This is a genomic window from Pseudomonas sp. B21-053 (genome assembly GCF_026016365.1).
In the GTDB taxonomy this organism is placed as follows: Bacteria; Pseudomonadota; Gammaproteobacteria; order Pseudomonadales; family Pseudomonadaceae; genus Aquipseudomonas; species Aquipseudomonas nunensis.
Window position 1 is genome coordinate 2,920,604 of the sequence record NZ_CP087205.1, and the last position, 21,016, is coordinate 2,941,619.

Sequence of the window (21,016 nt, forward strand, 5' to 3'; positions counted from 1 at the left end):
ATTCATTAAACGAGCATTTCCAGGTATTCGACCAACTCTTGACCATACTCAAGAGTGAGCTGTTCTTTGTCCAGTAGCTCTACGCCTGCTTGCTTGGCGTTTTTCTGTATTATCTGCGCTTCGTGGTTGAAGTCTGCGCCAATCAATTGGATCGGCGAACCATCCGGAATGTTAGGGTCTTCCATGATGTTGACGAGCTCGATGAGTCTCTGGATCTGAGGAGTGGCTTTTTCCATCCAGAGTGAAGCAGACCGCTCACCAGTTTCAATCGCCCGCTGTGCCGCTTCCCAAGTACGCACCATGTTGTCCCGGTCGTTCTTGACGGCTGCCAGAGCGATTTTATCGCCCTTGCAGGCCAGCAGCTCTGAGCAGTTCGTACAATCGGCAAACTTGATACAGGGCCCAGCACGCCAGCTGCGTCGACATATACCGTACCGGCTGCGGTGATAAGGGCCTTGACCATAGTTGGCGGCTTCATCCGCTGACACCGGAGGGAGTGTTTCATGCTCCTGCTTGGTCTGCATGATTGAGGAAGCTCTTGCCAGTCGTTGCTCTGGCGTCTCATGCAAGTATGTCCGACTCTGCTGTATGGAAGCACGGCTGCTCCATTCAGTAATTTGCTCTATCGATACCCCATGCTGTTTGGCAAGTCGGTTTACGAAGTGTCGTAGGCTATGAGAATTTAGTCGTAGCGGATCAAATCCATGCTTGGTAAAAAAACAAAGAGGCCGCTGATTTTTTCTGTCAGCCTTAACCGTTCCATCCAATCGCTTTCTGTAGTAGTCAGGATTGAAAGGCGCCAGCAGAACCGGACTCGTACTCGAACATGCGCCGAGTTGCAAGCGCCTAAAGCACATCAAAGACTCGCTCATTTTAAGTGGTTTGAGCTCCGCTTGAGGTCTTTCCTGATACGGAAAATAAGGGTTCAGCTTGCGATGTGCTGCCAGGATAATCTGCCAAAGAGAATTGAGGGTAAAGCCAGTAAGTGAATAGGTGCCGGTATGCTTTTTGATGAAGTCCTCGCAGGCTTTGCGGTGAGCATATCCCAAAGCTTGGGCAACTTGCTCGCGCGTGAGTTCTTGATCATCAGAGACATTCGGACAGTTAGCGTGCCTGTAGAACTTGGTTGGATTTGTCTCCATGTACATAGCGAGCCGGCGACCCTCCTCGGTAATCGTGGTGAGTCTATCGGTGGCCTCTTGGGCAACCTCCGACATAGTTGTTGGCACAGCTTTTCGCGTGTAGCTGCGGGTCTTCGGAACGTAGTATGCGAGGTAGCGCTGGAGGGTGCCATGCTTGTCATTATCGGATCGAAGGCAATCTTTGCGCCAACGGAGGGTTTCTCCAATTCTCATAGGGGCCGAAAGAAGCAATGCTGTCACCGATGTTACCATTATGTCGCTATCGTCCAGCTCAGCTATTGGACGGCTGAACACGTCGGCTATGGTGAAAAGTGCGTCTTGATTAGCGACTTTCTTCGCCTTGACATCGGACGGCGCATTCGCTCCCCGAAGATGGTGGTAGGAGTCGCCTCTTATGTAGGGATTTTGCCAGCGAATGACTTCAGCAGGTACGATTAACTTTTCAGACAGCAAGCTTAGAATCTGTAGTAGAGAATTAACAATAGCCTGCCTACCGGCGAAATCCGACAAGAGCTCAGTGGCCCTGTTGAAGTGCCGAGTATGTACTTTCGTGATATCAGGATAGGCCATGTCCTCTACAAGCGCTTTTTCTAATGCCCGAAATGCTTGCATCTCACGTGGAAGATTTTTATGTGGTTTCAGGCTATGACGGTAGCGCAAGTAAGATTTGATTACCTCGATGAGCGCCGGATGAATAAGCTGATCTTCAGTGGGCTCCACTGACCAATGAAGCCCGACACTTTCAAAATTAGTGAATCTGAAGCGAGAATCTTTAGCTGTGTCAGGCCAGGAGGCCGCCCCCCAGGTAAAGCTATCTTCGTCCGCCCAGAGCGTTAGCTCTTCCCGGCAATACTTAATGAATTGTTTTAGATTAGTTTGTGGGCTCAGTTTGGGGTTAGGGTTAAAGCTGACGAGTTTGAGATCGGCGCACATTATTGCTGCTCACGTTTAATTTTGCAGAGTTCGATACACCGCTCTACTGCTCGGATGTCGTCAGAGAGGTCAATCGGGATGAGCAAGTTGCGCATGCTGCCCGGCCTGATTATCGCTTGCTCCTGAGCCTGTCGGTAGCGCAGAGCTTCAAGCACCTCATCGTGTGGGGCGTCGGCTAAGGGTTCAAAACTTCTGCATCGATAACAAGGAATCGGAATGGACGTTGTTGCGCAAAAGCTTAATTTTCCGCACCGGCCAACGTAATTTAGCTTATCGTCCTTAGCAAATTCGAGGCGCTTAAGTGGATCGTTAGGGTGGGTAGATTCTGCATCGGTTGCGATAATTTTCCCGTGGAAAGCTTGAGCGATCGTTACTAATCCAGTGGACATTTTTTCGTCAAGCTCACGAGCCGTTTCTGCCGGGTCGTTATGATACGAGTTCAAAGCATCGTCATTATTGTGGCCGAGCCAATACGAAAGTACGGGTTTTGGTACACCTTGCCTGGCCAATTGACGAACTCTGGTGTGGCGTAGTCGTATTGCATTTAAGAGCAGTGGCCCACCGGTTCTTCGGCTAATGGGGCGTTCCGGTAGAGCTTTCTTACGGGGAAAGGGGCCTCCGATGCTCATATTGTAGGTTAAAGAAATCACTCGCCCTAACCGCGTAGGTGCGAGGTGAAAAAGCTCATCATGCAAATGCTTTGAAGGTTCCAGTCCGAGCGTGTCTTTGAGAATTTTCGCTGACCTAATGATGCGAAGCTGAGTCGTGAAAATAGGAAGTTGGTCGATGTCTTTTGCGCTAAGGGTTAGACCAAAGACTTGCTCGAAAACAAACGTGATTTCTTTTCTTTGGATCTTAAGCATATTCCAAAGATGATCGGCAATTGGATGAGCTTCGAATTTTCCTCCTCTGAACTCGGTGTCCAACCCTTGTTCCTTTGCTCCGGGAAAATGGATTTCATTATCGCTTTGTTTAACTGGCGCTTTATTGTTGGCAGGCTTCAAGTCTTCAAATTTTAAGCCGCTTAGTTGGCTCGGGCGACGGGCGTATTGAAGCGATAGGAGTCGAATTAGAGCTGGTTGAGTTGATCCGGTAAGGTCATAGTTATCCCATGTTGAGCGTAGTGCATCGTCATATTCTTCATCCGTCAGCCAGCTTTTTGTGGGGTCATCTGACTCAACGTTGTTCGAGGTGGTTTGAGGCGCAGCCGCTTGCGCCAAAAAGTTCAACGCATCATCTGTAACTGCCGTCGGGAAGCGAGCTCGCCAATACTCAAGAAAAATACGGGCTGAGTATTTTCGCGGGCGCATAGATCTATTATTTAGGGCATGGCTTGCCCAATTGACATCAAAAACATTTGGCGGGCAGTTTTTTGAAGAAACACAAAATGTCGAAATAAGATCCATAACTACTGATGTCGAGAAGCGGCGACTGTCAATAAACGTCAGCAAGCCTTGCTTGAAGGAGTTTTTTGTCTCAGGATCTAAATTACTCAAAAATAACTCGCAGTCGATATCGCGCTTACCTAGATGGATTAGGCGGTCTCCATCCCAAAATACTCTACCGTCAACGGCAGATCGGGCGGTGGCATCAAGATCTAAGGCGATATCTTCCGAGCTTATGGTGTCTCCATCAATACTAAAATTCTTTTCATCCACATTAAGCAATGGTAGAGCTGTGGCCGATTTTTTCATTTTATTGGTCGTTCCGTGTCACGAGCCACAACTCTGCCTATATTCATTGCTTTCTCTTTCCTGTGTCGTTGGTTATAGACTTTTGCCATATTTGATCCAGGAGCCCAGCCCATTGATTCCTCACGTGACTCCGCCTCTTCCTCTTCGGTTAGGCCGAATTCGTCTGCATAAAGTGAGAATCTATAATTCCAGTCGTGACGAAAAGCGTGCGGGTGGATACTGTTACCGATGGATGGAAAAGAATTTCGTAGATATAGAAAGGCCGAGTTGAAGCCGTTTACTGTTATTGGCTGCCCCTCGGTGCGCCCAGATCGGTGAACACAAAAAATGAAGGCATTGTCGCTGTATCCTACATTTCTCAATTCTGATCGGTATTCGATACGATATTTAATAAGTTGCTGTTCTAGTTCTTCTGAAATCGGAACAGAGCGTCCCAGTGTTTTAGCCACTGGTTGATTAGCTCTACGGTCAAGTTCATCGTCATGATTTCGCTCAATGACAAGGTAGGCACCTTGGCCACCACTTGCCTCAACAAAATTTTTGAGCTTGAGAGACAATAGCTCTCCACGCCTCATGCCGGTCTCGTAGAGAATCCTAAACATAACGATATTGCGCAATCGAGTGCCACGATGTAATGGGGTGTTTAGCCCCTGAAAAGGATTGCAGAATAGGGAAAGTAGTTGTGTTCGGGCGTACTCAGGTAGTTTTTCGTCTAAAAGTCTCTGTTTACGTCTAGCCTTTGATCCGGTGCGCTTTATAATTTTTGACTTCAAACGGTTGGCTTGGTCGTCAACAAGCTTTCGGATCTCGATATCGTTTCGATTTGGCAGGAGCTCGTCTGTTAGCCACGCAATATACGAACAGATGTGGGCCCAGTAGGAATTGAATTTGGACGAACCGATGACATTGTCTGTCTTGCCCCTCCGACGAGCTCGCACGTTCTCTGCGAGGCTATCTATTTCATTCGCGGCCAGCAATTCACCCGCAAGAAATCTATCCTCAATGCTAAAATCACGGTCGCGTTCCCATTCGCTCAATCGACGGATTCCATCCAGAGCCGCTAGCTGGGTTTGGTGAGTATTGTTCGGCTTGAGGTGGCGGGACATGAAGGCTGAAGGGTAGAAAAGTGGGATACCTGGTGCGTCTGGGCTGAAAAGGAGTGAAAAGCGCTCGCCGTTGCGGGCGATATAGGATTTGATTTGAAAAGTCATGTTTACATTTTGTCCGGTATGTCATGGTTATACAATTGTCGTTTACATTTTTTTTACAGGTGGCTGTAGGAAATGCTGAGTGATATCATTGATTTAAAGGTTTTCGAGGAAGAGCAGTGCCATGGTTGACAAATTTTCTCCTCAGAGAATGGTAGTACTCGATACCGAAACCACCGGCATGCCGGTGACCGACGGCCACCGGATTATCGAAATCGGTTGTGTCGAGTTGATCGGTCGGCGCCTCACGGGCCGGCATTTTCACGTTTACCTGCAACCGGATCGCGAGAGTGATGAGGGCGCCATCGGCGTTCACGGCATCACCAACGAATTCCTGGTCGGCAAGCCGCGTTTCACCGAAGTGGCCGATGAGTTCTTCGAATTCATCAAGGGCGCGCAGCTGATCATCCATAACGCGGCGTTCGACGTTGGCTTCATCAACAACGAATTCGCGCTGATGGGCCAGCACGATCGCGCTGACATCACCCAGCATTGCTCGATCCTCGATACCCTGATGATGGCCCGGGAACGTCACCCAGGGCAGCGCAACAGCCTCGATGCGTTGTGCAAACGCTACGGCGTCGACAACTCCGGCCGTGAACTCCACGGCGCCTTGCTCGACTCCGAGATCCTCGCCGACGTTTACCTGACCATGACTGGCGGCCAGACCAGCCTGTCTCTGGCGGGTAACGCGTCTGACGGCAACGGTTCGGGCGAGGGCGCGGACAATTCCGCCACCGAAATTCGTCGCCTGCCGGCCGATCGCCAGCCGACCCGGATCATCCGCGCCAGCGAAGATGACCTCGCGCAGCACCTCGCTCGCTTGGAGGCCGTGGCCAAATCCGCCGGTGCGCCGTCGTTGTGGCAGCAGTTGATCGAAGCCAAGGCTCAGGCGTAAACCGTAAAAGATCGCAGCCTACGGCAGCTCCTACAGGGGATCGCGTACTCCTGTAGGCGCTGTCGAAGGCGGCGATCTTTTCATTTCTGGCAACACCATCATGCCTTGGGGCAAGGTGCCATCCTCGCCACATCCGCCGCAACCCTCTACCCTGAGGGAATTGGCAGACCACGGTCTGCCGCCTCAGGACACTGAGCCCCATGTATAAAGATTTGAAATTCCCGGTCCTGATCGTCCACCGCGACATCAAGGCCGACACCGTTGCCGGTGACCGCGTGCGGGGTATCGCCCGGGAACTGGAGCAAGAAGGTTTCAGCATTCTCAGTGCGGTGGATTACACCGAAGGGCGGCTCGTTGCCTCGACCCATCACGGCCTTTCGTGCATGTTGATCGCCGCCGAAGACGCCAGCGTCCATTCTCATTTGTTACACAATATGGCCGAATTGATCGGCCTGGCGCGGGTGCGTGCGCCGGATTTACCGATCTTCGCGCTGGGCGAACAAGTCACCCTGGAAAACGCCCCGGCCGATGCCATGGCCGAGCTCAATCAGTTGCGCGGCATTCTCTATCTGTTCGAAGACACCGTGCCGTTCCTCGCCCGCCAGGTCGCCCGGGCGGCGCGCAAATACCTGGATGGTTTGTTGCCGCCGTTCTTTAAGGCCTTGGTGCAGCACACCGCCGATTCCAACTATTCCTGGCACACCCCCGGGCATGGCGGTGGCGTGGCGTATCACAAGAGTCCGGTGGGGCAGGCTTTTCACCAGTTTTTCGGCGAAAACACCCTGCGCTCGGATTTGTCGGTATCAGTCCCGGAGCTCGGTTCACTGCTCGATCACACCGGTCCGCTGGCCGAAGCCGAGGCACGAGCCGCGCGCAACTTCGGCGCCGATCACACCTTTTTCGTGATCAATGGCACCTCCACGGCCAATAAAATCGTGTGGCATTCCATGGTCGCCCGGGATGACTTGGTGCTGGTCGATCGCAACTGCCACAAGTCGGTCCTGCACTCGATCATCATGACCGGCGCCATCCCGCTGTACTTGTGCCCGGAGCGCAATGAGCTGGGGATCATCGGCCCGATTCCGCTGAGCGAATTCAGCCGCGAATCGATCCAGGCCAAGATCGACGCCAGCCCGCTGACCAAGGGCCGCGCGCCCAAGGTCAAGCTGGCGGTGGTGACCAACTCGACCTACGACGGCCTCTGTTACAACGCCGAGCTGATCAAGCAGAACCTCGGCAACAGCGTCGAGGTCTTGCACTTTGATGAAGCCTGGTACGCTTATGCGGCGTTTCACGAGTTCTTCGCCGGGCGCTACGGCATGGGCACCTCGCGCAGTGAGGACGGCCCGCTGGTGTTCACCACGCATTCCACGCACAAATTGCTCGCGGCCTTCAGCCAGGCGTCGATGATTCATGTGCAGGACGGCGGCGCGCGGCAACTGGATCGCGACCGTTTCAACGAAGCGTTCATGATGCACATCTCCACGTCGCCGCAGTACAGCATCATCGCTTCGCTGGACGTGGCGTCGGCAATGATGGAAGGCCCGGCCGGGCGTTCGCTGTTGCAGGAAATGTTCGACGAAGCCCTGAGCTTTCGACGCGCCCTGGCCAATCTGCGCCAGCACATTGCGGCGGATGACTGGTGGTTTTCCATCTGGCAGCCGCCATCGGTGGAAGGTATTACCCAGGTCATCACCGAAGACTGGCTGCTGCAACCGGATGCCGACTGGCACGGCTTTGGCGGCGTAACCGATGACTACGTGCTGCTCGATCCGATCAAGGTCACCCTGGTCATGCCGGGCCTGACCGCTGGCGGCGCACTGAGCGAGCGCGGGATTCCGGCGGCGGTGGTCAGCAAATTCCTCTGGGAGCGCGGGCTGGTGGTCGAGAAGACCGGGCTGTATTCGTTCCTGGTGCTGTTCTCCATGGGCATCACCAAGGGCAAGTGGAGCACGCTGCTCACCGAGCTGCTGGAGTTCAAGCGCAGCTACGACGCCAACACCAGTCTCGCCAGTTGCCTGCCGTGCGTGGCCCAGGAGAATCTGGCGCGCTATCAAGGCATGGGTTTGCGCGACCTGTGCGATCAACTGCACGCGTGTTACCGCAGCAACGCCACGGCCAAACACCTGAAACGCATGTACACCGTGCTTCCGGAAATCGCCATGAAGCCCGCCGACGCCTATGATCAATTGGTACGCGGTGAGGTCGAGGCGGTGTCGATCGATGCCCTGGAGGGGCGAATCGCCGCCGTGATGCTGGTGCCGTACCCGCCGGGAATCCCGTTGATCATGCCCGGCGAACGCTTCACCGAATCGACTCGATCGATCATCGATTACCTGGCATTCGCCCGTACCTTCGACAGCAGCTTCCCGGGATTTGTCGCCGATGTGCACGGATTGCAACACGAAGATGAGGGCAATGGGCGGTTGTACACCGTCGATTGCATCAAGGAATGAGGACCTTTCCCAGTATGCAACCGGTCATGAATCCGAAATACCCAGGGCTGTCGGTGCGGGTTGCCGACGATGGTTTTGCCGCATACATCTGGGGCAGCGATTTCAGTTTTGAAGTCGCCGCCTACGGTGCTGCGCAAATTGGCAAACCGGTGGCGCAGTGGCCGGTGACGCCGATCACCCCTTATCGAAAGTGCTACGGCATCGATCCGGAAGAGTTCAGCAGTTTCCGCGATGCCGCCGACAGCGCGATTTTCATGGCGTATCTGGACGACGAACCGGTGGGGCATCTGGTGATCAGTACCAACTGGAACGGCTTTGCGCATATCGACGAACTGGCGGTGCATGCGCCGGCCCGGCGGCATGGCGTGGCCAAGTCGCTGCTGGATGTGGCGCAGTTCTGGAGTCGCAAGAAGAAACTGCCGGGCATCATGCTCGAAACCCAGAACAACAACCTCGGCGCCTGTCGGCTCTACGAGCGTTGTGGTTATGTGATTGGCGGGATCGATCATCTGCGCTATCGCGGCATCGACCCGAACACCGCCGAAGTGGCGTTGTTCTGGTACCGATTGTTCGATAACCCGCTGGAAAACCCGGTCAGCTCGCCAGCATCGCCACGGCTTGTTCCGTGATGATCGCCAGCAACGCCTGAACGGCCGGTGATGGCTCGGCGTTCTTCAAGGTCAGGGCGTAGAGGCTGATTGGCACCGCCGGGGCCAACGGGCAAGCATCCAGCCCGGACGCCTTGGCGCCGAGCGCGGTGAACGGGTCGACGATGGCCAGGCCTTCCCCGGCCTCGACCATGCTGCGCATCATCTGATGAGTCTGCACGCGAGTCTGGATCACCAGAGCCGGGCGTAGCGCCTGCAACTTGGTTTCCAGCGCCGGGCTCAACGGATCATGACCGTCGAGGCCAACCATCGATTGGCCGGCCAGATCCTGCACCGACACGTACTTCTGCTTCGGCTGCAGCCAGCCGTGGGGCGCCAGCAATTGGAGCTTGCCCTGGGCAATCACCTGGCAATCGATATCTGCGTGGTCGGGGTCGTGCAAGCTCAGGCCCAGATCGCTTTCGCGCAACAACAGGCTGCGGACGATCTCGCGGGTAGGTTGGCTGAGGAGGGTGCATGGTGCATCGGGAAAACGTCGGCGCAGGGCCGCGATGCTGTGGGGCAATAACTGTTGGGCCAACGGCGGGGTGCCGATGACGCGCAGCGGTGGCGCGAGGTATTGCTTGAGACTGTTGGCCAGCCGCTGGACCGGCTCGAGGGCTTCATAAACGTGGGCGATTTCGACCTGCAACTCCCGCGCCTCGCGCGTGGCCTGCAAGCGGCCGCGCACGCTGGAAAACAGCATGAAGCCCAACTGACCCTCGGCGTCGCGCAAAATCCCTTCGACTTCGGCCACCGGCAACTGCAGCCATTCGGCGGCGGTGCCCAGGTGACCGGTCTGCAAGAGCGCCTGGATCACTTCGATATGACGTAAACGCATGCGTGAAGTCCATGTTCAGCAGGTGAGGGAGTCAGTGGCTGAATCCTAACTCAAGTGCGCGCATATGACTTCTGCTCATAACACGGGGTTATGAGGCGACGGTGGTTTCCGGCAGGGTACCGATGTAAGTGTCCGGTTCGCGAGTCAGGGTGATATCCGACTGGATCAACTGGAACCGATTGTCATCGAGCTTTTTCATGCGATCGCCAATGGCCAGTTTGTAAGTGGTGACAGGCTCCGTGCCTTCGACACCGTCTGCCGACGGGTTGGATTCCTGGAACTCATGCACGGAATAAACGCGGCCTTCCGCGTCTCTTGCATGGAACTGACCGACGAGTACTGCTGCCATCTGCTTAGAACCTCTGGAGATAAATCACTCAATTTGCGGTTCTGTAGACCGTGCTTGGGCGAAGTAAGTTTTCCTACAAGAAAAAAATAGTCAGCGGCGGCGATTTTCGCTCGCCCGCTGATCGAAACGTCATCTATAACTACAGGCTCTTCCCATCGGACAGTCGAGAATCTTCCATGAGCAACGTCTATACGATCGCCGTTGTGGTCGGCAGCTTGAGAAAAGAATCGATCAACCGCAAGGTCGCATTGGCCCTGGCTGATCTGGCGCCTGCCAATCTGAAGTTGAACATCGTCGAAATTGGCGACTTGCCACTCTACAACGAAGACATCGATGGCGCTTCACCGCCGGCAGCCTACAGCACTTTCCGCCAACAAGTGAGCTCATCCGACGCAGTGCTGTTCGTGACCCCGGAATACAACCGTTCGGTGCCGGCACCGTTGAAGAATGCGATTGACGTGGGATCGCGTCCTTATGGCAAGAGTGCCTGGAGCGGCAAACCGGGCGGCGTGATCAGTGTTTCGCCGGGTGCTATCGGTGGTTTCGGGGCCAACCATCACTTGCGCCAGTCCATGGTGTTTCTCAATGTGCCGTGCATGCAGCAGCCGGAAGCCTATCTGGGGGGCGCCGGTACAGCGTTCGACGAGGCGGGCAAGTTGAATGAATCGGTGAAGCCGTTCTTGCAGAGTTTCATCAATGCGTACGGGCAGTGGGTCGAACAACACAAAAAAGCCTGACACCCCAAAAAACCTGTGGGAGCGGGCTTGCTCGCGAAGGCGGCCTTACATTCAACATTGGTGTTGGCTGATAGGCCGCCTTCGCGAGCAAGCCCGCTCCCACATTAGTAACCGAGTCGGGCGCAGATCATCGTTTCAATTTCCAATAGCCAAGCCGCCATTTGCGCCGCCACGCAATACCGCCGCCCACCCCACACGCAGCAAACGCCTCACACCATTTTTGCGACAGTTCCTGGAACAGCCGCCGATGATGCTTGGGTTCGGTGAACCGGTGTTCGATCGCCAGCACTTCATCATTGAACAACGGTGCCGCACGACGTCCGGCTCGCAGGTCAGCCAGCATATTGGTGAAGGGTTGCAGCGGTTTTACGGGTTGGTCACCGCGACTTCCACGCCGTTGCTTGAAGTGGTCGAGAGTGAAGGCTACGAGGCGGCGCAACGTGTAATATCGCGGCTGTTTCATGGGCAGGTGGCGCCGGTCGAGGGGCATGTCATCAGGTTGTAGTCTGCTGGCAAACTGAAATTTCCCTGTGGGAGCGGGCTTGCTCGCGAAAGCGGTGGGCCAGTCAATATCAATGTTGACTGACCCACCGCTTTCGCGAGCAAGCCCGCTCCCACAAAGGGGATTTGGGTGTGGCGGGGAATTTTTCTCGCGTCACGGAATTATCGCCTCGACCCTCCACTCTGTTGCATGTCCCCCCACCCGATTGTCTTTCAAGGCTGCTGTGCATGCTCATTGCGTCGTTGATTTTCCTGCTGACCATTACCCTGGTGATCTGGCAACCCAAAGGCCTCGGCGTTGGCTGGAGCGCGGTGTTTGGCGCGGTGTTGGCGCTACTGTTCGGGGTCGTGCACCTGAGCGATATCCCGCTGGTGTGGCAGATTATCTGGAACGCCACCGGCACCTTTGTCGCGCTGATCATCATCAGTCTGTTGCTGGACGAGGCGGGGTTCTTTGCCTGGGCGGCGTTGCACGTGGCGCGTTGGGGCAAGGGCAGCGGGCGCAAGCTGTTTGCCTTTATGGTGTTGCTCGGGGCGCTGGTGTCGGCGTTGTTTGCGAATGACGGCGCGGCGCTGATCCTTACGCCGATTGTGATTTCCATGCTGTTGGCCCTGCGCTTTTCGCCCGCCGCGACCCTGGCCTTCGTGATGGGCGCCGGGTTCATCGCCGACACCGCGAGCCTGCCGCTGGTGGTGTCGAACCTGGTGAACATTGTCTCCGCCGACTTCTTCCACATCGGTTTCAACCGCTATGCGGCGGTAATGATCCCGGTCAACTTCGTCAGCGTCGCCGCGACGTTGGGCATGTTGATGTGGTTCTTCCGCAAGGACATTCCCAAGGCTTACGACCCAGGACAACTGGACGACCCGGCCACTGCGATCCACGACAAAGCCACGTTTTATGCCGGCTGGGTCGTGTTGGTGATCCTGCTGGTCGGTTGCTTTGCCCTGGAACCGCTGGGGATTCCGATCAGCGCGATTTCCGCGGTGTGCGCGGCGCTGCTGCTGGGCATCGCCGCCCGCGGCCACAAGATTTCCACGCGCAAGGTGATGAAAGAAGCCCCGTGGCAGATCGTGATTTTCTCTCTGGGCATGTATCTAGTGGTCTACGGCCTGCGCAATGCCGGGCTCACCGACTACCTCGCCGGGTGGCTCAACGGCTTTGCCGGTTACGGCGTCTGGGGCGCGGCGATGGGCACGGGTGTGCTGACGGCGCTGCTGTCATCGATCATGAACAACTTGCCGACGGTGCTGATCGGCCTGCTGTCGATTGATGCTAGCCAGGCCACGGGCGTGGTCAAGGAAGCGATGATCTACGCCAACGTCATCGGCAGCGACCTTGGGCCGAAAATCACTCCGATCGGTAGTCTGGCGACGTTGCTGTGGCTGCATGTGCTGGAGCGCAAGAGTATTAAGATCGGCTGGGGTTATTACTTCAAGGTCGGGATTGTGCTGACGGTGCCGGTGTTGTTGGTGACGTTGGCGGCGTTGGCTGTGCGGTTGTCCGTTTAAATCGCGTCGGGCCATTCGCGGGCAAGCCTCGCTCCTACAGGTTTTGAGTTGTTCGCATAATCACATTCGACACAAACCCTGTAGGAGCGAGGCTTGCCCGCGAAGAGGCCCGCCCAGACACCACAAAATCTCAACCACTCCCAGGCACATTCGGCCAAAGATCCGCCACCAGAAACAATCGCTCGGCTTCTTCCCATTCGCCATTGGCATTCTCGGTCAACCGCACCATCAACTGCGCCGGGGCCAACGGGTCCAACTCATTGAGCCAGGCATCCAACTGCTCAGTGTTCCAGGTCTGCTCCACCGGGTAGTGCGCCGGCGCCAGCCAGGCATGGCGGGGCAGGGGTTGCCAACGCCCGAACGGCCGCTGCACGACAAAGTCCGCCCAGTCTTTCTGATGCAACCAGCTACCGCGCAAATGCTGGGGATGCGCGCCGTTCGGCGAGGCGGATTGCCCCGGCCACGGGTACAGCAGGTAACCACCGAGCCATAAATGCGCACTGAACTGCTGGATATCCAGCGCCGCCAACGCTTCGCGACTTTCCGGGCGGGCAGAAATCGGCAGTTGATGCTGACTCAAATGCGCCAGTTTGCGGTCCAGCCGATCGTGACAACCCGGCCCCAGCCACGTCGCCGTGTCATGCCCATCGCCGTTTTGCGGCCCGAGGTAGAGCTTGATCGCCAGTTCCAAGTGATGCACGCCGTCGCGATCCCGCAGCAGCATGTCCAGTTCGCCCAAGGTGTGACCTTCGCGGCGGATTGGCAGATTAGCGGCAATCAATTCGATGCCCGGTGCATGCTTCACCGCGTATTGCCACAGGCGTTCGTAATACAGGCCCAGGCGTCGGGTGCGCGACTGCGCCAGCCAGTGCAGCAAGTCATAACTGTCGCGATCCAGTTCCCGCAACCAGCGTTCCAGACCCTCCGGCGCCTGTACCCAGTCGCTGCCGGCCAGCGGATGACGCTGCGGCCACGGCGGTTCGCCGAGCATCGGCGGCGCAAGGATGACCCACGCCAGGTCGCGCACTTCCGGGTGGCGTAACTGGTGGGGTAGCTGGAGCAAATCCGGGAATAAGATCATTCTGCGAGCATAGCCTCTTAAGTCATGGCTTAAAGGATTTTGTCTATCCCGCGCTTTCGCCCATAATCGTCGCTTTAGCCCGACGCAGAACCTCGCAGGAGCCCCATGGAGCAATTTCGTAATATCGGCATCATCGGTCGCCTGGGCAGTTCGCAGGTGCTGGATACCGTCCGCCGACTGAAACGGTTTCTGCTCGATCGTCACCTGCACGTGATTCTCGAAGACACCATCGCCGAAGTCCTGCCAGGGCACGGCCTGCAAACCTCGTCGCGCAAGATGCTCGGCGAAGTGTGTGACATGGTGATTGTGGTCGGCGGTGACGGCAGCCTGCTCGGCGCCGCACGCGCCCTGGCCCGGCACAATATCCCGGTGCTCGGGATTAACCGTGGCAGCCTGGGTTTCCTCACCGATATCCGCCCCGATGAGCTGGAAGTCAAAGTCGCCGAAGTGCTCGACGGCCACTATCTGGTGGAAAACCGCTTCCTGTTGCAGGCCGAAGTCCGCCGCCATGCCGAGGCCATCGGCCAGGGCGATGCGCTGAACGACGTGGTGCTGCACCCTGGCAAATCCACGCGCATGATCGAATTCGAGCTGTACATCGACGGCCAGTTCGTCTGCAGCCAGAAGGCCGACGGCCTGATCGTCGCCACACCGACCGGTTCGACCGCGTATGCGCTGTCCGCCGGCGGGCCGATCATGCATCCCAAGCTCGACGCTATTGTGATTGTGCCGATGTACCCCCATACCTTGTCAGGCCGGCCAATTGTGGTCGATGGCAACAGTGAGCTGAAAATCGTCGTGTCCAAGGATATGCAGATCTACCCGCAAGTCTCCTGTGATGGGCAGAACCATTTCACCTGCGCGCCGGGTGACACCATCACCATCAGCAAAAAAGCCCAGAAGTTGCGGCTGATTCACCCTCTCGACCACAACTACTACGAAGTGTGCCGGACCAAGCTCGGCTGGGGCAGTCGGTTGGGTGGTGGAGGCGACTGATGCTCGATCCCGCGCGTAGCTACGACCTGATCGGTGACGTGCACGGTTGCGCTCTGACCCTTGAGCACTTGCTCGACCGGCTCGGTTACCACAAACAGGGTGGTGTCTGGCGGCATCCGTCGCGCATGGCGGTGTTCGTCGGTGACATCATCGATCGCGGCCCGCGTATTCGCGAAGCGCTGCACATCGTCCACGACATGGTCGAGGCCGGCCAGGCGCTGTGCATCATGGGCAACCATGAATTCAACGCCCTCGGCTGGAGCACCCCGGCGCCACCCGGCAGCGGCAAGCAGTTCGTGCGCGAGCACACGCCACGGCATGCCCGGCTGCTCGGCGAAACCCTGACCCAATTCGAAGATCATCCCGCCGACTGGCATGACTTCCAGCAATGGTTCTATGAACTGCCGCTGTTCGTCGATGCCGGACGTTTCCGCGTGGTGCATGCTTGTTGGGATTCGGGCCTGATCGAACCGTTGCGCGCGCTGTTCCCCGACGGTTGTGTCGATGAACACTTCCTCCAGGCCTCCGCCGTGCCGGGCAGTTTCGCCTGCACCGTGTTTGATCGCCTGTTGCGCGGCACCGACATGCGCCTGCCCGATGGCCAGACCATGACCAGCGGCGATGGCCTGACGCGTTCGTTCTTCCGCACCAAGTTCTGGGAAGACGACCCGCAAACCTACGGAGACATCGTGTTCCAGCCCGACGCCTTGCCGGAGCCGGTGGCGCGTACGCCGCTGTCGTCCACCGAGAAAAACACCTTGTTGCGCTACGGCGTCGACGAGCCTTTGCTGTTCGTCGGCCATTACTGGCGCAGCGGCAAACCGGCGCCGATCCGGCCTAACCTCGCGTGTCTGGATTACAGCGCGGTGCTGTACGGCAAATTGGTGGCTTATCGCCTGGACCAGGAAACCCGTCTCGACCCGCATAAATTTGTCTGGGTCGACGTCGAACGGCCGGAGGCCTTGCAATGAGTGTTGTGGCGGTATTGCGTCTGCCGTTGGCGGTGGATTTGAGTGGCTTCGTCAAACTGCTGCAACGCATGCAAGTCCCCCATCGGGTCAGCGAAGAGGCGGGCGAGCAGGTGCTGTGGGTGCCGGCCAACATCAGCGAGGACGTGCGTTCGCTGTATGAACGTTTCCCGGCGGGTGATCCTGATCAGCAACTGGACATCCCGGTGGCGCAAACTATGCGGCGTCCGGGTTTTGTCGAGCAGTTGCGCCACAGCAAGGCGACCGCCGGCATTCTGCTGCTGTGCCTGATCGTCGGCGCCGTGACAGTGCTGGGCGAAAACCTCACCACCATGCACTGGTTCACCTTCCTCGATTTCCGCGTGATCGGCGACTACATCGAGTTCACGCCGCTGGATGAAGGCCTGGCGGCCGGGCAGTGGTGGCGTCTGGTGACGCCGATGCTGATCCACTTCGGTTTCCTGCACCTGGCCATGAACGGCATGTGGTACTGGGAACTGGGGCGGCGCATCGAGGCGCGCCAGGGCAGCATCAACCTGATCGTCCTGACCTTGCTGTTCAGCCTGGTTTCCAACTACGCCCAGTATTGGTTCAGCGGCGCGACCCTGTTTGGCGGGTTGTCCGGCGTGCTCTACGGTTTGCTCGGGCATTGCTGGATCTTCCAGCTGCTGTCGCCGAACCCGGCCTATCGCCTGCCGCGCGGCGTGCTGGTGATGATGCTGGTCTGGCTGGTGTTGTGCCTGTCCGGGCTGGTCTCGATGATCGGCTTCGGCGAAATTGCCAACGCGGCCCACGTCGGCGGGTTGCTCATCGGATGCTTCACCGGTTTGCTGGGTGGTTTGTACAACCGCCGTAAACTGGCCGTCTAAAACAGTTACTGAATAAAGAGCACGGAGACCCTGATGTCCTCTTTTAACGAAATGATCAAAAACATCACCCCCGATATCTACCAGAGCCTGAAACTGGCGGTGGAAATCGGCAAATGGTCCGACGGTGGCAAACTCACCGCCGAACAACGCGAACTGTCGTTGCAAGCGATGATCGCCTGGGAAATCCAGAACCTGCCCGAAGAACAGCGGACCGGCTACATGGGCCCGCAGGAGTGCAGCTCCAAATCGATCAGCGTGCCGAACATCCTGTTCAAGTCGGATGCCATCCATTGATCGAGATTGGCCGCGGTGCAATCAGCAAAATGTCGGCGCGCCTGGACGGGCCGGACGTGCAGTACGCTTTTCGTCTGGGCGACACCGAGGTGCCGGTCAATCCGTTGATCGGCACGACCGTGCGCCTGGAATACCTGGGGGCGATATTCTGTTCCCATTGTGGACGCAAAACCAAAACCAGTTTCAGCCAGGGTTACTGCTACCCGTGCATGACCAAACTGGCCCAGTGCGACATCTGCATCATGAGCCCGGAGCGTTGCCACTTCGACGCCGGAACGTGCCGTGAGCCGGAGTGGGGCCAGAAATTCTGCATGACCGATCACATCGTCTACCTGTCCAACTCGTCGGGGGTGAAGGTCGGGATTACCCGCGCCACCCAGCTGCCGACCCGCTGGATCGACCAGGGCGCCCGCCAGGCGTTGCCGATCATGCGCGTCGCGACCCGTCAGCAGTCGGGCTTCGTCGAAGACCTGTTCCGCAGCCAAGTGGCTGACAAGACCAATTGGCGTGCTTTACTCAAGGGCGACGCGGTATCGGTGGACCTGGCCGAGGTTCGCGATCAGCTATTTGATAGCTGCGCCGAAGGTTTGCAAGGTTTGCAGGAACGATTCGGCCTACAGGCAATCCAGACTATTGCCGATGTAGACGTCCTCGAAATCCGCTATCCGATCGAGCAATACCCGGCCAAGATCGTCAGCTTCAACCTGGACAAGAACCCGATTGCCGAAGGCACGCTGCTGGGGATCAAGGGCCAGTACCTGATCTTCGACACCGGCGTGATCAATATTCGTAAATACACGGCCTATCAGCTCGCCGTGCATCAGTAAGGACTCCAGCATGCGCACCGAACAACCGAAGATGATCTACCTGAAGGACTATCAGGCGCCTGAGTACCTGATCGACGAGACGCACCTGACCTTCGAGTTGTTCGAGGACCACAGCCTGGTCCATGCGCAACTGGTGATGCGCCGCAATCCTGAACGTGGCCCGGGCCTGCCGCCACTGGTGCTGGATGGTCAGCAACTTGAGTTGTTGACGGTGAACCTGGCCGACCGCGAGCTGAGCGCCGACGACTATGTGTTGACCGAAAACCACCTGACGTTGCATCCCCAGAGTGAACGCTTCACGGTCGACACCACCGTGCGCATCCACCCGGAAACCAACACCGCGCTGGAAGGTTTGTACAAATCCAGCGGCATGTTCTGCACCCAGTGCGAGGCCGAAGGTTTCCGCAAGATCACCTATTACCTCGACCGCCCGGACGTGATGAGCAAGTTCACCACCACCGTGGTCGCCGAGCAGCACAGCTATCCGGTGCTGCTGTCCAACGGCAACCCGATTGCCTCCGGTCCTGGCGAAGACGGCCGGCACTGGGCGACCTGGGAAGACCCGTTCATGAAACCGGCCTACCTGTTTGCGCTGGTGGCCGGTGACTTGTGGTGTGTCGAAGACACCTTCACCACCATGACCGAGCGTTCCGTGGCGCTGCGCATCTACGTCGAGCCGGAAAACATCGACAAGTGCCAGCACGCCATGAACAGCCTGAAGAAGTCGATGCGCTGGGACGAAGAGGTCTACGGTCGCGAGTACGACCTGGACATCTTCATGATCGTCGCGGTCAACGACTTCAACATGGGCGCCATGGAGAACAAGGGCCTCAACATCTTCAACTCCAGCGCCGTGCTGGCCCGGGCCGAAACCGCCACCGACGCCGCGCACCAGCGGGTCGAGGCGATCGTCGCCCACGAATACTTCCACAACTGGTCGGGCAACCGCGTGACCTGCCGCGACTGGTTCCAGTTGTCGCTGAAGGAAGGCTTCACCGTGTTCCGCGATTCCGGCTTCTCCGCCGACATGAACTCGGCCACCGTGAAACGCATCCAGGACGTGGCGTACCTGCGTACCCACCAGTTTGCCGAAGACGCCGGCCCGATGGCCCACGCCGTGCGCCCGGACAGCTTTATCGAGATTTCCAACTTCTACACCCTGACTGTGTACGAAAAGGGCTCGGAAGTGGTCGGCATGATCCACACCTTGCTCGGCGCCGAAGGCTTCCGTAAGGGCAGCGACCTGTACTTCGATCGCCACGACGGCCAGGCCGTGACCTGCGACGACTTCATCAAGGCCATGGAAGACGCCAACGGTGTCGACCTGACCCAGTTCAAACGCTGGTACAGCCAGGCCGGCACGCCGCGTTTGGCCGTCAGCGAGTCCTACGACGCTGCGGCCAAAACCTACAGCCTGACCTTCCGCCAGAGCTGCCCGGCGACCCCGGACAAAGTTGAAAAACTACCGTTCGTGATCCCTGTGGAGTTGGGCCTGCTGGATTCCAAAGGCGCGGCGATTGCGCTGCGTCTGTCTGGCGAAGCGTCGGCGCAAGGCACTTCGCGGGTCATTTCGGTGACTGAAGCTGAGCAGACCTTCACCTTCGTCGACATTGCCGAACAGCCATTGCCTTCGCTGCTGCGCGGTTTCTCGGCACCGGTGAAACTGAGCTTCCCGTACAACCGCGATCAACTGATGTTCCTGATGCAGCACGACAGCGACGGCTTCAACCGCTGGGATGCCGGTCAGCAACTGTCGGTGCAGGTGCTGCAAGAACTGATCGCCCAGCAGCAGAAGGGCGAGACGCTGGTACTCGATCAGCGGCTGATTTCTGCATTGCGCACCGTGCTGTCCGACGAGACGCTGGATCAGGCCATGGTTGCGGAAATGCTTTCGTTGCCGGGTGAGGCGTACCTGACTGAAATCAGCGAAGTGGCTGATGTCGATGCGATCCACATCGCTCGCGAGTTTGTGCGCAAGCAGTTGGCGGACAACTTGTTCGAAGCGCTGTGGCTGCGTTACCAGGCCAACCGCGATCTGTCGAAGAAAACCCCATACGTGGCCGAGGCTGAGCACTTTGCGCGTCGTGCGTTGCAGAACATCGCGCTGTCTTACTTGATGCTGAGTGGCAAGCCGGAAGTGTTGGCGGCGACGCTGGAGCAGTTCGAGACCAGCGACAACATGACCGAGCGTTTGACGGCGTTGGCGGTGTTGGTCAATTCGTCGTTCGAAGATGAGAAGGCCAAGGCGCTGGCCAGTTTCGCCGAGCACTTCAAGGATAATCCGCTGGTTATGGATCAGTGGTTCAGTGTTCAGGCGGGCAGCACGTTGCCGGGTGGTTTGGCGCGGGTGAAGGCGTTGATGGAGCATCCTGCGTTCAATATGAAGAACCCGAACAAGGTTCGGGCGCTGGTTGGGGCGTTTGCCGGGCAGAATTTGATTAACTTCCATGCGGCTGATGGTTCCGGGTATCGGTTCTTGGCGGATTTGGTGATTGAGCTGAACGGGTTTAATCCGCAGATTGCTTCTCGGCAGTTGGCGCCTTTGACTCGCTGGCGCAAGTATGACGACGCGCGTCAGGCGTTGATGAAAGGGGAGCTGGAGCGGATTCGCGCTTCGGGTCAACTTTCGAGTGATGTGTTTGAGGTGGTCAGTAAAAGCCTGGCCTGAGTTTGGCTTGGTTCTTTCGGGGGGCTCCCGGCCCCCTGTAGGAGCGAGGCTTGCCCGCGAAGGCGTCCTCATTCGCGATGGGGGGTGTTGGTGTACATATCCGTTTCTGCGGTAACGGCGGCTTAGGGTTTCGCCCTTACGGCGAGTCCCTTTTGGCAAACGCCCCAAAAGGAACCAAAAGGTCTCGCCCCGGCGTCCGGCCCCTCGCTTAGGCTCGGCGTTCCTTCGTTCCGGTATTCATCTGGGGGCATCGCCTACGGTCGGCTTCGCTTCGACCTCCTCTCGATGTGTGCGGCTTCGCCGCACGGCGCTACGCGCCCACCCCCAGATAAACACCTCCACTCAGCCTCCCGAAGGGGCGGGCACAGCAAGATCAAAAGCTGCAGGCGAGCTAA

Annotated in this window: 18 protein-coding genes; 12 read left to right on the top strand and 6 right to left on the bottom strand. The window is 57.5% G+C overall.

Annotated elements, in window-relative coordinates:
• Positions 1-5: 5 nt before the first annotated feature.
• The 3 genes from LOY68_RS13515 to LOY68_RS13525 are packed head-to-tail and all read right to left on the bottom strand — an operon-like array spanning position 6 to position 4,980.
• Complete coding sequence (locus tag LOY68_RS13515; protein WP_265045114.1) at positions 6-2,075, bottom strand: integrase; 2,070 nt, start codon at positions 2,073-2,075, stop codon at positions 6-8.
• On the bottom strand, positions 2,075-3,769 hold the full coding sequence (locus LOY68_RS13520) for a site-specific integrase (protein WP_265045116.1): 1,695 nt from the start codon (positions 3,767-3,769) through the stop codon (positions 2,075-2,077). The genes LOY68_RS13515 and LOY68_RS13520 overlap by 1 nt, the downstream gene beginning before the upstream one ends.
• Complete coding sequence (locus LOY68_RS13525; RefSeq protein WP_265045117.1) at positions 3,766-4,980, bottom strand: site-specific integrase; 1,215 nt, start codon at positions 4,978-4,980, stop codon at positions 3,766-3,768. The genes LOY68_RS13520 and LOY68_RS13525 overlap by 4 nt, the downstream gene beginning before the upstream one ends.
• A gap of 121 nt (positions 4,981-5,101) precedes the next feature.
• Here LOY68_RS13525 and dnaQ point away from each other — a divergent pair, with 121 nt between their 5' ends.
• The 3 genes from dnaQ (at position 5,102) to LOY68_RS13540 (ending at position 8,960) form a co-directional block, all read left to right on the top strand.
• Positions 5,102-5,875, top strand: coding sequence for a DNA polymerase III subunit epsilon (gene dnaQ, locus LOY68_RS13530; protein ID WP_413787180.1), 774 nt, complete (start codon positions 5,102-5,104; stop codon positions 5,873-5,875).
• 200 nt (positions 5,876-6,075) lie between these two features.
• Positions 6,076-8,331: an Orn/Lys/Arg decarboxylase N-terminal domain-containing protein gene (locus LOY68_RS13535; RefSeq protein WP_054615074.1), complete on the top strand. Its 2,256-nt coding sequence runs from the start codon at positions 6,076-6,078 to the stop codon at positions 8,329-8,331.
• Positions 8,332-8,345: 14 nt separating this feature from the next.
• Entirely contained in the window at positions 8,346-8,960 is a 615-nt protein-coding gene (locus LOY68_RS13540) for a GNAT family N-acetyltransferase (protein ID WP_163909762.1), read from the top strand.
• Here the strand turns inward: LOY68_RS13540 and LOY68_RS13545 are convergent.
• Together LOY68_RS13545 and LOY68_RS13550 are read right to left on the bottom strand one after the other, a co-directional pair.
• On the bottom strand, positions 8,926-9,819 hold the full coding sequence (locus LOY68_RS13545; protein WP_265045120.1) for a LysR substrate-binding domain-containing protein: 894 nt from the start codon (positions 9,817-9,819) through the stop codon (positions 8,926-8,928). The genes LOY68_RS13540 and LOY68_RS13545 overlap by 35 nt on opposite strands.
• A gap of 88 nt (positions 9,820-9,907) precedes the next feature.
• Positions 9,908-10,168 (bottom strand): hypothetical protein, encoded by a 261-nt coding sequence (locus LOY68_RS13550; protein WP_054047549.1) that lies wholly within the window; start codon positions 10,166-10,168, stop codon positions 9,908-9,910.
• 176 nt (positions 10,169-10,344) lie between these two features.
• Between LOY68_RS13550 and LOY68_RS13555 the strand changes: the two genes are divergently transcribed.
• The 3 genes from LOY68_RS13555 (at position 10,345) to LOY68_RS13565 (ending at position 12,918) form a co-directional block, all read left to right on the top strand.
• Positions 10,345-10,905, top strand: coding sequence for an NADPH-dependent FMN reductase (locus LOY68_RS13555; RefSeq protein WP_054047551.1), 561 nt, complete (start codon positions 10,345-10,347; stop codon positions 10,903-10,905).
• A 247-nt stretch (positions 10,906-11,152) separates the two neighbouring features.
• Entirely contained in the window at positions 11,153-11,410 is a 258-nt protein-coding gene (locus tag LOY68_RS13560) for a hypothetical protein (protein ID WP_265045122.1), read from the top strand.
• A gap of 224 nt (positions 11,411-11,634) precedes the next feature.
• Positions 11,635-12,918, top strand: coding sequence for an arsenic transporter (locus LOY68_RS13565; protein WP_054047553.1), 1,284 nt, complete (start codon positions 11,635-11,637; stop codon positions 12,916-12,918).
• 130 nt (positions 12,919-13,048) lie between these two features.
• Here the strand turns inward: LOY68_RS13565 and LOY68_RS13570 are convergent, their stop codons facing one another.
• The gene (locus LOY68_RS13570; protein WP_265045124.1) at positions 13,049-13,999 is read right to left on the bottom strand and encodes a DUF1853 family protein; all 951 of its coding nucleotides are present in this window, start codon (positions 13,997-13,999) and stop codon (positions 13,049-13,051) included.
• Positions 14,000-14,104: 105 nt separating this feature from the next.
• Between LOY68_RS13570 and LOY68_RS13575 the strand changes: the two genes are divergently transcribed.
• The 6 genes from LOY68_RS13575 to pepN are packed head-to-tail and all read left to right on the top strand — an operon-like array spanning position 14,105 to position 20,621.
• Positions 14,105-14,995, top strand: coding sequence for an NAD(+) kinase (locus LOY68_RS13575; protein ID WP_010459816.1), 891 nt, complete (start codon positions 14,105-14,107; stop codon positions 14,993-14,995).
• Positions 14,992-15,966, top strand: coding sequence for a metallophosphoesterase (locus LOY68_RS13580; RefSeq protein ID WP_177332710.1), 975 nt, complete (start codon positions 14,992-14,994; stop codon positions 15,964-15,966). Before LOY68_RS13575 ends, LOY68_RS13580 begins: the two co-directional genes overlap by 4 nt.
• Positions 15,963-16,832: a rhomboid family intramembrane serine protease gene (locus LOY68_RS13585; RefSeq protein WP_265045129.1), complete on the top strand. Its 870-nt coding sequence runs from the start codon at positions 15,963-15,965 to the stop codon at positions 16,830-16,832. The genes LOY68_RS13580 and LOY68_RS13585 overlap by 4 nt, the downstream gene beginning before the upstream one ends.
• Positions 16,833-16,865: 33 nt before the next feature.
• Positions 16,866-17,126 carry a YeaC family protein gene (locus LOY68_RS13590; protein WP_054047564.1) on the top strand — a complete coding sequence of 87 codons (261 nt, stop codon included), beginning with the start codon at positions 16,866-16,868 and terminating at the stop codon, positions 17,124-17,126.
• A complete protein-coding gene (locus LOY68_RS13595; protein ID WP_265045131.1) occupies positions 17,123-17,953 on the top strand; it encodes a DUF2797 domain-containing protein in 831 nt (276 codons plus the stop codon). The genes LOY68_RS13590 and LOY68_RS13595 overlap by 4 nt, the downstream gene beginning before the upstream one ends.
• A gap of 10 nt (positions 17,954-17,963) precedes the next feature.
• Positions 17,964-20,621 (top strand): aminopeptidase N, encoded by a 2,658-nt coding sequence (pepN, locus tag LOY68_RS13600; RefSeq protein ID WP_265045133.1) that lies wholly within the window; start codon positions 17,964-17,966, stop codon positions 20,619-20,621.
• Positions 20,622-21,016 lie beyond the last annotated feature (395 nt).